This is a genomic window from Chitinophaga chungangae (assembly GCF_017742215.1).
GTDB classification, from domain to species: Bacteria; Bacteroidota; Bacteroidia; order Chitinophagales; family Chitinophagaceae; genus Chitinophaga; species Chitinophaga chungangae.
The window spans coordinates 641,389-656,278 of the sequence record NZ_JAGHKP010000003.1; the positions used below are offsets into that span (position 1 = coordinate 641,389).

A 14,890-nucleotide genomic window follows, 5' to 3' on the forward strand; every position below is an offset into this window, starting at 1 on the left:
TCTTAAACCATTCTTTATTATGAAAAACATGTTCCGTAAAATGGGCCTGCCGGTGTTGTTGTTGGGCGCCTTCTCCATTATCATTTACGCATGTACAAAAAACAATTCGGCTGAGCCCGAAAAAGTACCCGACGGGATGCAAAGGGTAAGCCTCAAGCTCACAGACGACCCCGGCCTTTTCGACAAAGTAAACATCGACATCCAACGGGTGGAAGTGCTCGTGGATACCTGCAACCAGGGCAGGGGAGACGATGACGACGACGACGACCGCTGGAACGACCGCGACCGCTGCGGATGGTGGGAAGACTGGAGAGACAGGGAAAGAAACAAGGAGTGCGACGTTTGGGACACGCTCGACATCAATCCCGGCGTATATGACCTGCTGCAGCTCCGCAACGGGGTAGACACCAGCCTCGCCAACGGCATCGTCCGCAAAGGGCGCATCGAAAAGATCCGCATCACCCTCGGGCCCAACAATTCACTCGTTAAAGACAGCATAACCTATCCACTTAAATCCATCAACGGCCAGGTAAAAATTCTCATCAAAGTAAGGCATGAAGAATGGGACGAAATCACCCCGGACAATCTCCAGCTTTGGCTCGACTTTGACGTTCAACGCTCCATCATCCAGGTAAGCAGGGGCAAATTCATCCTCAAACCCGTCATCCACGTATGGACGGTTAAACAGACCGGCTCCGTTTCCGGTAAGGTATTACCCGCAGACGCCGAATCGGTGATCACCGTGTTCAACAGCCTCGATTCCCTGTACGCCATACCGGGCAGACAAGGGGAATTTAAGGTACGGGGCCTCAAAACAGGCACTTACAGCGTATTTGTGAACGCCGGCAACGGTTATATGGACACGACCATCACAGACGTGAAAATAGAACGCAACCGCGATACGAAGTTGCCAACCATCACGTTAAGAAAGTAAACCCATACAACCTGAATTTTTCCTAAATAAAAGGCCCCGGGTATGTCTGGGGCCTTTTATCATTTGAAGAAAAAGACTAATTTGTGATCAAATCCATTCTTCCTGTGAAAAAATTATGCTTCCTGATCATTTGCAGCTGCTTCGCGCTGCTGGCCGCGGGGCAAACCACCGGCAACCAGACGGACGCCAAGAACCGCAAACAAGGCCCCTGGGTGGAACAGGTGCCCTCTATCCGCGGCGAGCCCGGCTACACCTGGGAAGGCATTTATAAAAATGACCGCAAGGAAGGCGTCTGGAAAAAATACACGACAGACGGCGACGTGATGGCCGAAGAAACTTTCAAAAACGGTGTGCTCGACGGTCTTTGCAAATATTTTTACCCCAACGGCAAGATCAGCGCCATCGGCAATATGCTGTCTGTAGACATCGACGGGCAGAAAGATACCATTGTAGTGATAGACCCCGTCAGCGGCCAGGAAAACCTTACCGAAGTAACGCGTAAAGGATATTCCGTGAAACACGGTGAATGGAAAGTGTACGACGAAGACGGTACGATGATGCGAGAAACCTACGACAAGGGCGAGCTGAGCAATTCCGTGATGGGCAACAGGCCCCGCTCGCAGGCTGCGCCGCTGCCACATGAAGCCGCCGAAGCGGCCAAAAAGAAGAAAGGGAAAAACTAGATCCGGGGGAGCATTTTATTCGTATATAAACGCCAGGACAGAAAATCTTTTATTTTTAGTAAGTATTGATCAACCTTATCCGACTATTTGACCAAAACTAAGTTGCACCCGGCAGAATCACCTACTGGCCTGTGAAATGAAAAACCGTTGTAATTGGCCGGGTTCGTAATTCCAAGCTGTTTGTTTTTTAAAACCTATTCGATGACAAGTATTTTGTCCCAATCATTGCGTGCCCGTATGCAGCAGATATACAGGACAGGTATCCTGCAGATATCAGGAAAAGAGGAAGCAAGAAGGATCAAAGTAGTGAACGTGGTTTGTTTTGCCTCCGGCATCCTAGTGGCGATCTACGGCGTTGCTTTTTACCTTTTGCTGCATTCGCTGCTGATATTGGTGCCGGCGGTATTTTTTTTCTGTCCTGCTTTTTTCGGCATGATCTTTCTGAACGCGCGGCGCCGGTACAATGCTTCCCGTATAGGCATGCATGTTTTATACATCCTTATCATTTTGTATTACGGCAGCATCCTGGGCAGGGTCACGGAAGTACAGCTGTTGGCGGTGTTTATGATGAGCGTGGCTTTGCTGATCTGGCGGCCGCAGGAAAAGGCCCAGCGCATCATTTGCGCGTCCATGCCGATCATCTGCCTGATCGTGCTGGAGTTTATTTATTATTTTGATCTTGTAGAACCATTGCCCTTAAGCCAGACCACGCAGAATATTTACCGCTGGATGGTGATGCCGGTGGTGCTGTACCTCAATTATCTCGCCATCAGTCTTTACCAGGACAATATCATGGACCTGCTCCGCGCGCTGCGCAGCCGCAATACGTCACTTTCCGGCAGCAGGCGGGAAATAGAACGGCAGCGCCGGGAGCTGGAAAAATATAACAAAGAGCTGGAACAGATCGTGCGGGAACGTACCTTTGCGCTTGTAAAAGCCAATACGGCCAAAACGCAGTTCATCGGCGAGCTGAGCCACGAGATCAGGACGCCGCTGAATACGCTGGCGGGTTTAAGCGAGTTGCTGAGCGACGAGCTAAGCAGGCTGAACACGGCCACAGGAGCGGAAGCCAGGCAAATGGCCCGCAACATGAACGCGCTGAGCCGTAACATTATGGAAATCGTAAACAGTGTTTTAGAATTGTCAAAGATAGAAGCAGGCGCCACGGAAGAGCTCAGGCCGGAACCCTTTTCCCTCAAGGAATGGCTGCGGCATACCGTTGGCATCTATCAAAGCATTGCCAGCAAAGAATCCATCTTTATACACCTTGAAATAGACAGCCGTTTCCCCGAAATGGTGCTTTGTGATAAAATGGCGCTGGGCCAGGTGGTGAACAACCTCCTGTCTGCCTCCCTCAAATCCACGCCCTCCGGCAAAAACGTGCGCGTGCGTTGTTTTCATAAACAAACAACAATGTTCCTGCAGGTATGCGACGAGGGTAAAGGCATTACCGACGGCCAGATAGACGCCATCCTGGAGCCTTTCCAGCAGGGCGACCGTGAAATGTACCGCCAGTTCGGCGGAAGCGGTCTTGGCCTGGCCATCGCCAAACGCAAGGCGGAAGCCATGGGCGGTAACCTGCAGGTAAGCAGCATGCCCGGCGAAGGCAGCAATTTCCTGATAACGCTGCCTCTGCTGGTAAGTGAGGAAGTAAAAGAGATACCCGCCGCGCCGGCTGAATTACCCGGCCTTCCGGCGGATTCAAGGATACTGGTGATGGACGATAACGACATCGACCATACCATCATGAAACATTTCCTGGCCCGCCTGGGCATCACGCAGGTATGGTTCGCCCACGACGGCGCCGAAGGCGTGGAAATGGCCCGCAAACTGAAGCCGGACGTGGTGCTGATGGACCTGCATATGCCCGTGATGAACGGTCACGATACGTTTCTCTATCTCCGTAAAGACCCCGAACTGCAGCATATTCCGGTAGTGGCCGTATCGTCGGACGCGTTCAGGGAACAGGAACTGGAGTTCATCCGCCTGGGGATGGACGGCTATCTCCGTAAACCCGTGGAGCCACAGGTGCTGCACGGCGTACTGGAAAAACTGCTGCGTTTCGACACCCGGCATCCCCGCACGGCCGTCAACGGGCAAAAGGTAGAACAGCCCGACCCGGCACTGTAGCGGGTTTTAGCATTTCTCCCATTTTTATTTGCCCGTTTCCATATGCGGCGCATCCACCGGTTTCGACTCCGGCGAGCCCCATTGCCGCAGGTAGATCGAAAGGAACACGATGGAAGCAACGGATAAAAATTCGCTTTGCCAGTTCTGGAACGATTCGAACCAGAACTTGGAGTTCAGCAGGTATTCCGCCGCAGTGGCCGTGGGGCGGTGCTCGCCGGTCTGCTCTATGTTGTAGTGCGCGAGGCTGCCGCTGAAATGCAGGGCGAAGGAAATAAGGAAAAGCCCGAGGAACGCGATAGACAATGAATGTTTGTACAGCTTCAGCCAAAAGCCGCCTTTGTTCACCGCCCAGGGCGCATCCGGGCCGGGTTTCGGTTCCCTGTCCACTTCCTCTTTTTCATCGGGGTCTTTCGATTCGGCGGAGCCGATCTGCCGCAGCCACACGGTAAGTACCACGTACATCGCCATTTGCAGGAATTCGCTTTCCCAGTTTTCGAAAGTGGCTTCCATAAAATGCGGGCTGATCAGATAGGCTGCGAAAGAAACCTCTTCCATGCCCATCTTTTCCAGCTCATCGTTGTACTGTTTGTGCCCGGTGAAAGCTTGCGCCGCGAGGCATACCACCAGCATGGCTACAAAGGCGATGGTCAGGCCGTTGAGATAAAGCCAAGAATGTTTTTTCTTCATGTAATGATGTTTAAATCAATTGCAGATGCGGGCGGATCTTCACTTCCACCACGTCGCAGCGTTTAGGCTGCGTGAGCACGTACAGCACGCATTGCGCGATGTCTTCCGATTTCAGCATTTCCATGTTCTTTATTTTTTCGCGTTTTTCATTTTCGCCGCCAGGCTGCATATCCGTATCAACAGCGCCCGGCTCGATCAGCGTTACCTTGATGCCGAGCTCGTTCACTTCTTTTCGGAGCGTTTCTGAAAACCCCTGGATGCCCGCTTTGGTGGCGACGTAAACGGAACTGCCTTTCTCCCGTTTGTCCGCGCTCATGGAGCCGATATTGACGATATGCCCGCCGCCTTTGTCTTTCATGCGTTTTACCGCTTCATGCACGCAGGCCATGTACCCCAGCATATTTACCTGGAGAATGTATTGCCAGTCTTCGTACTTCCCGTCCATAATGCTCTGGTAGCCGAGAGCAGCGTTGTTGACGAGCACATGCAGCTGCCCCAGGAAGCCGTCTCCCTGCTGGAAAATAAATTCGATGTCCTCTTTTTTCGAAACATCCGCAATAATGCCCATCACATTTTCTTCCAGCGCGTTGACATTAAATTCTTCCAGTACTTCGTTCAGCTCTTTTTCATGCCGCCCGAAGATGAGCACTTTCGCCCCGTGCTGCGCCAGCAATAAGGCGGTGGCCCTTCCGATACCGGTGGTGCCGCCGGTAACGAGCACCGAAATGTCTTTCAGTATTTTTCCGTGTATGTCAGGAGCGTTTTCCATGTTTGATCGTTTTATTCAGTTCAACAATTATTTTCTGATTGCCGTGCACCTGTACGCTGATGCTGCCGTCTTTCTCCCTGCGGGGCTGGTATACGGACGTGTGTTCGTTCCGCCTTCCCGTTACTTTCACCGGTCCCGTTTTTTTCCCGTTCAGGGGAAGGAAGATCATACGGCAGGTAAGCCGCTGGTCGCCCTTTACATCGAATTGCAGGCTGCCGCTGCGGGTGTTTTTATGGTTGAAGGTGGGGTAGTCGATAAACAACATAATATCCGCATGCGGCAGTTTAAAATAATGCCGTGGCACCATCGCGAATGCAAGCCCCGCGCCATATACTTCCTGGCCAACGGTGCCGGACTGGTTAAAGCCAAATTGCAGGTCTTCCAGCGGTATCCACAACCGTTTATCGATCTCGCCGGTTTTCGGTTCCTTGCTGATCATATCTTCCGGCAGCGCTGGCGGGTAATAATAGATGGCCCTGTGCAGCATGTAACGCACGTATTCCGCCAGCAGCAGGGAAATGGAGGGTAATATGTCTACATCCTGCGCCAGCCGGATGTATTCGTGGAACGAGCTGAAACATTCCAGCTCTTCGTAAACAGCCGTGTAAGGCGCATCGTCCAGCGGGAAAAGGGTGAAGAACGTGCTGATGTTTTTGCCGTTGCCGTACTGGCAATCCCAGATGGCGGTGTTGCGTAGCAGGTTGGCAAGACAGAGATAGCTGAGGCGGAGGTAATTTTTATCGCCGGTGAATTTGAAGAGTTTTAACAACGCTTTGGCAGTGAAGGCGGTATTATTGGCCTGGTAGAAAAGATCGAAGCCTTTACCGTTGAGTGAACGGGCGGCCTTTTTTGCTTCGGTGAGATACCGTTGCAGGCCCGTCAGCTCGTAAGCCTGGAGGAGGATATGCGCATAGATGCCCGCTACATCCTTTTCCCCGCCTTTGCCCGGCTGCGTTTCGGCCTTGACTACCTCCAGCGTGTCGAGGTTATAGAAAACGGGCCATTCATATTTAAAATGCCGCGCTACTTTGATGACGAATTCCAGCGAGGTCAGAAAAATGTCTTTCGCCATTTTATCTCCTTTCTCCGCGAGCCTGCTGAGGTTCAGCAGAGGATGATGGAGGTACCACGAATCCATCACGCGGGTTTTTTTATGTTCTTCGGACTGGTCCAGTTTGTCTTCCTGCGATGTCAGCCAACGGCCTATCGCGTCGATCTGGTCGTCAAAAAATGCGGGGATGCCTTTTTTCATTACGTCTACCAGTGCAATTTCGGTGCGGCTCCATTCGGCATAATCCATCAACGGCAGCAATACCGCCATTTGCACCATGATCTCGGGCGGTGTTTTGTAATCGCTTACGTACGCGTTCAGAAAAGCATTTTGTTCGAATTGCTGCCAGCAGCCCGGGTTGTGCTGAAGGTTGTGTAACGATTTCTGCAAAATGTCCGGCCAGTTGTGGTAGTCGGTGCCGGGTTTGGGCATATGCAGATATATTTCGGAAAGCATTTGCAGGAACTGCTCCGCTTTTTCGAATTCGGTTTTGGGGATCGCGTCGCTGAGGAGCAATGTAACGTTTGACAGCATATAATTTTTCCCGGTTTTCAACGGTTTGGTGCCCGCTGGCAATGCAAACCCGATCTCCGGCCACTGACCGCCCACGGTGTCCGCTGCTTCAGTATGCGTGTCTTCGTTGTAGTCTTTCAGCGAGCCGAGATGCTGGAAATACAGCACGGAGCCGATGACGGGTTTGGTAAGGCTGAAATATAACAGCCCTGAACGATGGCCCTTTTGGGAAATATGCACGTGCCCCGAAGGATGGGCCGATTTGCCCAGCATCACAAGGTCCCGCGGCCAGAACGGGAACATCAGCGGCTGTGTGGGCGTAAAACTTACCGAACAATGAAATAACGGCAGGTCGGCGGGATCGAACTTCAAATCCACCACATGCTCACCCAGCGGCGATCCCAGCAGGAACCGGATGCCGCCCGCGGATGTTTTCGTGCCGGTGAGCTGCAGCGCCTGGTCCGGTGCATATGCCGTGCGCAAGGCGATGCTTCCGCCTTTCGGCCAATCGATCACCAGCCACAGCGCATGTTCCGATAGTTTTGCCTGAACCGAATACCCGTGCAGGGAATGGTTGTATAAAGTTTGTACAGCCCCGTCCGTTAAAGACTGGTAAACAGACGCGTACCATGGTGAAAATCCGTTCATATTGTCCTCTTGTTATGCCATTAGCTGATTAAAAATGATGCCAATGCAGCATCGGCGAGGGTTTACAGCTGTTTATATGGCATAGTTTTCTCTTTTTATATCCTAAAGCAGGATGTATGGAAACCATTGATATCACGAATGCCATTCCGCCGCAACTAATCGGCAACAGCACCAACGATTGTGAATCGATCATTCTTCCGAGCACGGACGAAGCGCGGCTGCTGTTTGAAAAAGCAATGAACAGGTTATTGTCCGTCAATCTCTGGAAAGATCTCAGCGGCATGGCCAGCGCGTCTTTCCAGTTGGTGAACAAAGCGGGGCGCCCGCAAGACAGGATGGCGATGCCGGGAGATTATATCCGCATCAATGTTCCCGGCCCGGGCAACAGCGAAGGCGATGGTTTTGACTGGGTAATGGTGGAAGATATCCGCGAACAGATCTACGTGCCCGACGACAGTTTTTCCTTTATCATGCGCGTAAGGCCCGCTGCGCGGCCGGGAGAGGAGAAAAAACGCATTTCCCATTTCTTCAAACAATACGCCACCAGTTCGTTCATGGTAGAATTGAAAGGCCGTGAAGTGAAAGCCGGCGTGTACGGGCGGAACGAAGTGCCGAACACCGGCGCACGGTACCTGTGGGACAAGATCCGTAACCTGTTCGCCGCTATTACCGCCATGCTCGGTTATTCCCATTTCCAGTGGAAAAAACTGGTGAACGGCATTCTCAAAACGCCGACTGATTCATCACAAAAAATCTGACCGATATGGAACAGCAGCAAATCGACAACAGGAACCGTTATGCGCTGATCACCGGTGCTACCAGCGGCATCGGTTACGAGCTTGCGAAATTGTTTGCCGCAGACGGTTATCATTTGATACTCGTGGCGCGGAACGAAGAACGTTTGCAGGAAGTGGCCGATGAGTTGAAAAATGCATATAGTGTGGAAATCACGCCCCATGCGAAAGATCTGTTTGCGCCCGGCGCCGCTGAAGAAGTGTACCAGTTTGCGAAGAACATGGGCATTACCGTGGATGTGCTCGTAAACGACGCGGGACAGGGCGAATGGGGTCCGTTTATCGATACAGAACTGAAACGGGATATCGATATTGTACAGCTGAACATTATCGCGCTGATCTCGCTTACCAAACTGTTCCTGCGCGACATGGTGCAGCGAAACGAAGGAAAGATCCTGCAAGTGGGCTCCGAAGCGGGCGCCACGCCCATGCCGCTGCTGTCTGTCTACGCCGCCACCAAAGCTTTCGTGCTTTCTTTCAGCGCGGCGCTGGCCAATGAAATGAAAGATAAAAACATCACCATTACCGTACTGCTGCCTGGCCCAACGGATACCGACTTCTTCCATAAAGCGCATCAGCAGCATACCGTCACCTACAAGGAAAAGAAACTGGACGATCCTGCCACGGTCGCAAAAAACGGCTACGAGGCGCTGATGAAAGGGGAGAACAAGATCGTTTCCGGTTCAACGGCCAAAATGCACGTATTTTTGTCTGATCTGCTGGGCGACGAAATGGCCGCCGGTAATGCAAGAAAACAGAACGAGCCGAGCGACAAGGAAGGCCGCACCACAATCACCCACGAGCCGTCGCGCAGGGAACGCGAAGCGATCCACGCTACGGAAGGAGATTATCAAAAAGGCGTCAGGCCGGATGAAGAGATCAAGCCATTCTAAAAAATAAAACGGCGGACACGATAAATGCCCGCCGTTCTTTTATGATGAAGGGTGTTCTAATGCCCGTAGGACAGCACATTGGCGAAAGCCGTCAGGGCCATGTCCGCATACCATTCCTGCACGGCGGCGGGCGTTGCGGAAGAAGCGTGCAATTGCTGGGAAAGCATCAGTTCATCCCCATGCGCGATAGCATACCACGCAAAAAGTTTATGGTCCGATTCGGGAACGGGCGTGGCATAACCGGTAACAGCGATGCCCCAGTGGCTGGAAAACAGCCTGCAAACGTTCTTCGCCATTTCGATGGCCACCTGTTCGTCCACACAATCGCACTGCGCCGCATGAATAGGCTCTACGCGCAGATGCCGGTATTTCTGCCCGAGATTATACACGGTAATGCCGCCCTGGAAAAACTGCGCCGCATCTTCGGCGCCCGCCAGCGAGAACTGTAAAAGCCCTGCTGTAACGCTTTCCGCCACGGCCACGGTTTTTTTGTTGCGTAATAGTTGATCTCTGATAACCTGGATATTTGCCATAACGGGGAATACTAAAAATATTATGCCAAACCGCACAAAAAAGAGGAAGACGCACCGTCTCCCTCTTTTTAACGTAATGGCTGGATAGCCGCGGATGGATTCGAACCATCGTAAAAGGCTTTGCAGGCCTTTACCTCACCACTCGGCCACGCGACATTGACTTTACTGTATGCGCTGGAAAAGCCAGCGTTTGAACGAACGTTCGATCCTTGAGAAATAAAAGGTGACCAGCGCAGCGAAGAATAATACGCTCACGAATACGTACAGGTGCTGGAAATACACCATGCTGGTGACGGCCAGTAGCATCATGCGCGCGTATTCGAGGTAAAAGAACCATTTTTTCTGTTCCAGGATGGCGCCGGTGTTCACCAGGCTGATGAGAATGAACAATACGATAAACAGGGCCAGCCCCGGAGGAATGTATGCTTCCAGCAGCGTGGCGGCGAACAGCAGGCTGATGCTGACCGCGGTTTGGATAACGATGTAAATGCGTTGCCCTTTTGTTTGTTTGCGCGTAACGGTCTTCCTTAGCCAAAATTCTTCCAGCTGCCCGCGGATAGCCGGATCAATGTCGTCAGGTTTGCCGAAAAGCACGTTCCACTTTTGTTTCCAGTCTTTGGCGCGACGAAAGGCGGTGCCAAGCTCGAGCATAAAATGGAATTGCTGCCAGAGGAAGCTGTGACTTTTCAGCGGCGAGGTCAACCCGTACACACAAGGCTCCTTATGGTCTTCTTTTACGAATGTGCCGAACATTTTGTCCCAGATGATCAGCACATCGCCGTAGTTTTTGTCGAGGTATTTTTCGTTGGAAGAATGATGCACGCGGTGATGCGAAGGCGTGACCATAAAATATTCCAGTATGCCAAGCCTGCCGATGGTTTGCGTATGGATGAAAAAAGGATACAGCCCGTGCACCAGCAGCAAGGCCGTGATCATGGCAGGAGGGAAGCCCATCAGCGGCAAAATGGCCCAGAACAAACTGCGCGCCGCCGCCTGGAACACGGTGATGCGGGCGGAAACGGTGTAGTTGAAATCTTCGCTCTGGTGATGCACCACATGTGCCGCCCAAAGAATGTTCACCTCATGCGCCAGCCGGTGATACCAATACCACACGAAATCCGTCGCCAGGAACAGCAGGAACCAGGTGAGCCAGTTCGGCTGAATGTCCCATATCGCAAAATTGCGGTAGATGTAATCGAAAAAGAAATAAAACAGCCCCGTTACAAAAATGTCCAGCAGCCGCTCGGCAATGCCGACATTCAGGTTGGCGACCGATTCGGCGAATTGGAAATAATTCTTCCCCGTTCTCCGCGAAACAAGATATTCCAGCCCGATAAAGAACAGGAAACCGCCGATGGAGAGTGCAATCCAGTTCAGGTGATGCATGTGGTTGGTATTAGTCTACTAGTTTTGTAGACAAATATATACGTTCGTGTTTTAACCTGCAAATTTTTTTACGCAAAAAAAACGGGGCCGTTGCCAGCCCCGTTTCCGTATCATGTTTGAGAAATATCATCGCAGGATCAGCTCCTCGAATTCGCGTTCGAGTTTCAGCTCTACCACGCCCTGCACGAAATGCTGCGGCAGGAGGGGCTGAACGGCGCCATCGAGCACATATTCTTTTGGCGTGAAAGGCAGTCCGTGCACGCGCACGCGGTGATGCGTGTAATCGGCTTCGTACCGGCCCACAAATTTTTTCTTCAGCCGGAATTGTTTTGCGTCGGCGGTCTGTTTAAAACGGATGAGGTTGTACTGGCCGGTTTTGTATGCGTAATGATCGCCCGCGTCCTCGTACAGGATGCTATGCGTGGTGCCTTCGCCGTGGTAGACCTGGAGGATCATTTCCATGATCTTTTTCTGGCCCACATATTCCATGTCCGGGTATTGCGCCACTACCGACCCGCCTTTGACGAACAGCGGCATTTCGGCGAGCGGCGTGGGAACGGTAACGGCCTGGCCGCCGGTAAAACGTTCGTCGTTGAAATAATAGAACCAGGTGCCTTCGGGGAGGTACACGGATTTGGATGTCATGCCGGGCTCGCTTACGTGGCTGATCAGCAGGCTGTCTCCCAGCATCCACTCGTGGTTGAGGTCGTGCGTGTTGGGATCGTTCTGCGCCACGAATGCCAGCGGGCGAAGCATGGGCGTGCCGTAAGCGGCATATTGCCAGAAAGTGGTGTAGATATAAGGCAGCAGCCTGTAACGGAGCTGGATAAACGATTTTACGACGGCTTCATATTCGGGGCCGAAGCTCCAGGGGTCCTGGTTAAAACCCGTTTCGTTGCTGGCGGAATGCGTGCGCATCAGCGGGTGGAAGGCGCCTAGCTGTATCCAGCGGGTGTACAGCTCGCCGTCGGGCTCGCCGATAAAACCGCCGATGTCGCTGCCGGCAAAAGAAAGGCCGGAGACGGAAAGGCGCTGGCATTGCACGGAAGCGAGCCAGAGATGTTCCCAGGATGAAATATTGTCGCCCGTCCACACCGAGGTCCAGCGCTGGGTGCCGGAATAGGCGGAGCGGGTGATCACGAAGGGGCGGTGCGGCATCAGGTGCCTTTTGAGGCCGGCCGCGGTGGCTTTGCTCATCAGGTGGCCGTATACGTTGTGCGCTTTGCGGTGACTTACATTTTCACCATCGTAATCGTGCCGTACGTCTTCGGGGAAAGTGCCCAGCTCGAACACGGCGGGCTCGTTCATATCGTTCCATACGCCGCGTACGCCGTTGGCGGTAAGGTCTTTGAAAAGACCGCTCCACCAGTCGCGCACCTTGGGATCTGTGAAATCCGGGAAAACGCATTTGCCGGGCCATACGTCGCCTTCCATCGGCGCGCCGTCCGCCCGTTTGCAGGCATACCCTTTTTGCAGGAGTTCCTGGTAAACGGGATAATCCGGGTCTACTTTAATACCGGGATCGATGATCACCACGGTCTTGAACCCGTCTGCCGCCAGGCCGGCCAGCAGCCCTTTCGGATCGGGGAAATATTCCCTGCTCCAGGTGAAGCAGCGGAAACCTTCCATATAATCGATGTCCAGGTACAGCGCATCGCAGGGAATGCCCTTGTCTCTGAAGGTTTTAGCGATCTCTTTCACCTTGGTGTCCGGGAAATAGCTCCACCGGCACTGGTGATAACCGAGTGCCCACAGAGGGGGCAGTTCTGCCGTACCGGTGATGCGGGCGTACGATTCGGCCACTTTCAGCAGTTCCGGCCCGTAAATGAAATAGTAGTTCATTTCCCCGCCGCGCGCCCAAAAGCTGGTCACGTCCTCTCTTTCTTTGCCGAAATCGAAGAGGGTGCGAAAGGTATTGTCGAAGAAGATACCGTACCCGATACCGTTGTGCAGCCCGTAATAGAAGGGGATGTTGCGGTAAAGGGGATCGGTGTCTTTGTTATAACCGTAAGCGTCCGTGCCGAAATTTTCCAGGCGTTTGCCGCGCAGGTTGAGGTCGGTGGGCTTGTCGCCGAGGCCGTAAAAGGCTTCTCCTTCCTGCACGAGTTTGGTGCAGTATACGATCTTGCCGCCTTTCTGGAGATAATATTGCCAGTGGAAGCCGGTTTCGTCCTGGTTGATGATCCGCCCCGCGATGTCGGTGATGGTGATCCGCAGGTTCTCCCGGGCTACGAACACCCGGATGGCGGTGGTAATGATCTCAAAGGAATCCGCCCATTCGCGGATCTCGAAATATTCCGGCGATTCTTCCAGCTTTTCGCTGACCGCATAGGAAAAATCCCGCTGGAATTGCCCGTCTGCGGCATAGCGGAAACGGACGATCTTGTCCGAGATGACCCGCAGTTCGAGGATGGTAGTGGATGTATAGAAATAAAAGTAGTTTCCCTCTTTTTTCCATTTCTGAATTGTGTCCGGAAAATGTTTTACCGAGTATTTACCCGATGTGGTTGTCACTTGCATCGCGCCGATCTGTTTCTTTTTTCTTAAAAATAAAGCCTGGCCCTGGGGCCGGATTCAATCTAAATTAGTCAAAAATTATTTTTTTCCTGCATTAAACGGGGTAATTCCCGCATTCACAAAAAAAATCCGGGCCTTGGCGAATTTCTCCCAAAATATTGCAGTGAGATAAAGTAACTTGTAGTATATGTACTTTTTGCTTTAACCTATTGTTCCGGTTGTGATACAATAAGCGTATTAAACTCCAGGCGCTCCTTTCCAGGGCGCCTTTTCTTTAGCGGCCGTCTACATCGTCTCCCGCAACACCGCGATCCTTCCTTTAGCGCCCGCCAGGTACACTTTACGTCCTTTTTTCGCCTTCCGCACCGCGTGGAAACCCTCGTCTGTCAACGCCTGCCAGGTTCTGCCGCCGTTGACCGAAAAATCGGTGCCCGTCGGGCCGGTAGCGATCACATTTGATCCGTTAAGGTATTCCACCGCCGAGCGGTAGCCGCGGGGGGACTGTTCCGGCGCAGACCAGGTTTTACCGCCATCGGAGGTCAGCACGCAATTGCCTTTCTGCTGCCCGGCGTTCATGTAATCGCCGCCTACGGCCACGCCGTTTTTTCCATGGAAGGCAAAGGAGAAAATGCCCGTGGAGGCGATGCCTTGTATGGCAGGCCATTCTGAAACCGTCCAGCTCCCGCCGCTGTAGCGGAAAAAGCGGCTTTTGACGCCGCCGGAGGCGATGGCGAAGGTATTTTTCCCGTCCAGTATGCGCAACGTAGTGCCGCTGGCCGCAAAACAGGCTTCGCCTTCTGCGGCGGGCGGCATGTCGAGGTCCTGCCAGGTTTGCCCGCCATCGTGCGTTTGCAGTCCTTTGAAACGGCCATTGATCGCGTCTCCGACGATCACGCCTTCTTTTTCGCCGCGGAAGTCCATGGCGTCGAGAAAAATGCCTTTTGTATCGTTGAAATATACCTGTTTCCAGTTTTTACCGGCGTCTTCCGTCAAAAAAATACGCGCCGGCTCCGCGATGCCGATGATCACGGCGCGGTCGGCCGAAAATGCTTCGATGTCGCGGAAATCGCAGCTGTCGCAGCCGGGAATGCTGAACCATTCCCAGTTTTTGCCGCCGTCTGTGCTGCGGCCGGCCTTTCCCTGCGTGCCCGACACCCACACCACTTCGTCATTCACCACGCTCAGCCCGCGGATGCTGGAGATCGGCGCGGTAACGAGCAGCTCAACCTTCCGGAAAATACGCTGGGCCCGCGATTCGGCGAAAACAACTGTAAGCAGCAGCAAAAACACGCATCTGAGTTTCATAAAACATCAATTTGCAGCATTAATAAATAAGAAAAATGCAAATTTGT

General features: G+C 52.8%; 12 protein-coding genes and 1 tRNA gene. 5 read left to right on the plus strand and 8 right to left on the minus strand.

Annotation, left to right across the window (positions count from 1 at the left end; genetic code table 11):
- Positions 1-19: 19 nt before the first annotated feature.
- The 3 genes from J7I43_RS17010 (at position 20) to J7I43_RS17020 (ending at position 3,747) form a co-directional block, all read left to right on the plus strand.
- Positions 20-934 (plus strand): DUF4382 domain-containing protein, encoded by a 915-nt coding sequence (locus J7I43_RS17010; protein WP_209147053.1) that lies wholly within the window; start codon positions 20-22, stop codon positions 932-934.
- A 104-nt stretch (positions 935-1,038) separates the two neighbouring features.
- A complete protein-coding gene (locus tag J7I43_RS17015; RefSeq protein WP_209147054.1) occupies positions 1,039-1,617 on the plus strand; it encodes a toxin-antitoxin system YwqK family antitoxin in 579 nt (192 codons plus the stop codon).
- Positions 1,618-1,854: 237 nt separating this feature from the next.
- The gene (locus tag J7I43_RS17020; RefSeq protein WP_209147055.1) at positions 1,855-3,747 is read left to right on the plus strand and encodes an ATP-binding protein; all 1,893 of its coding nucleotides are present in this window, start codon (positions 1,855-1,857) and stop codon (positions 3,745-3,747) included.
- 24 nt (positions 3,748-3,771) lie between these two features.
- Here J7I43_RS17020 and J7I43_RS17025 read toward each other — a convergent pair whose 3' ends face one another.
- Genes J7I43_RS17025 through J7I43_RS17035 form a run of 3 tightly spaced genes read right to left on the minus strand, consistent with a single transcriptional unit; the run spans position 3,772 to position 7,415 of the window.
- The gene (locus J7I43_RS17025; protein ID WP_209147056.1) at positions 3,772-4,434 is read right to left on the minus strand and encodes a DUF6766 family protein; all 663 of its coding nucleotides are present in this window, start codon (positions 4,432-4,434) and stop codon (positions 3,772-3,774) included.
- A 10-nt stretch (positions 4,435-4,444) separates the two neighbouring features.
- Positions 4,445-5,203, minus strand: a complete 759-nt coding sequence (locus J7I43_RS17030) for an SDR family oxidoreductase (protein ID WP_209147057.1) — start codon at positions 5,201-5,203, stop codon at positions 4,445-4,447.
- Positions 5,187-7,415: a glycoside hydrolase family protein gene (locus J7I43_RS17035; RefSeq protein WP_209147058.1), complete on the minus strand. Its 2,229-nt coding sequence runs from the start codon at positions 7,413-7,415 to the stop codon at positions 5,187-5,189. Before J7I43_RS17035 ends, J7I43_RS17030 begins: the two co-directional genes overlap by 17 nt.
- 116 nt (positions 7,416-7,531) lie before the next feature.
- Between J7I43_RS17035 and J7I43_RS17040 the strand changes: the two genes are divergently transcribed.
- Positions 7,532-8,173, plus strand: coding sequence for a hypothetical protein (locus J7I43_RS17040; protein WP_209147059.1), 642 nt, complete (start codon positions 7,532-7,534; stop codon positions 8,171-8,173).
- A 5-nt stretch (positions 8,174-8,178) separates the two neighbouring features.
- Positions 8,179-9,102: an SDR family NAD(P)-dependent oxidoreductase gene (locus J7I43_RS17045; RefSeq protein ID WP_209147060.1), complete on the plus strand. Its 924-nt coding sequence runs from the start codon at positions 8,179-8,181 to the stop codon at positions 9,100-9,102.
- Positions 9,103-9,158: 56 nt separating this feature from the next.
- On the opposite strand, the gene J7I43_RS17050 is transcribed toward J7I43_RS17045, so the two are convergent.
- The 5 genes from J7I43_RS17050 to J7I43_RS17070 all read right to left on the minus strand — a co-directional run bounded on the left by J7I43_RS17050 (position 9,159) and on the right by J7I43_RS17070 (position 14,843).
- Positions 9,159-9,635 carry a CinA family protein gene (locus J7I43_RS17050; RefSeq protein WP_209147061.1) on the minus strand — a complete coding sequence of 159 codons (477 nt, stop codon included), beginning with the start codon at positions 9,633-9,635 and terminating at the stop codon, positions 9,159-9,161.
- An 81-nt stretch (positions 9,636-9,716) separates the two neighbouring features.
- Positions 9,717-9,791, minus strand: a tRNA-Cys gene (locus J7I43_RS17055).
- Between the two features lie 6 nt (positions 9,792-9,797).
- Positions 9,798-11,021: a sterol desaturase family protein gene (locus J7I43_RS17060; RefSeq protein ID WP_209147062.1), complete on the minus strand. Its 1,224-nt coding sequence runs from the start codon at positions 11,019-11,021 to the stop codon at positions 9,798-9,800.
- Positions 11,022-11,147: 126 nt separating this feature from the next.
- The gene (locus J7I43_RS17065; RefSeq protein ID WP_209147063.1) at positions 11,148-13,541 is read right to left on the minus strand and encodes a glycoside hydrolase family 31 protein; all 2,394 of its coding nucleotides are present in this window, start codon (positions 13,539-13,541) and stop codon (positions 11,148-11,150) included.
- A 282-nt stretch (positions 13,542-13,823) separates the two neighbouring features.
- A complete protein-coding gene (locus J7I43_RS17070) occupies positions 13,824-14,843 on the minus strand; it encodes a WD40/YVTN/BNR-like repeat-containing protein (protein WP_209147064.1) in 1,020 nt (339 codons plus the stop codon).
- Positions 14,844-14,890 lie beyond the last annotated feature (47 nt).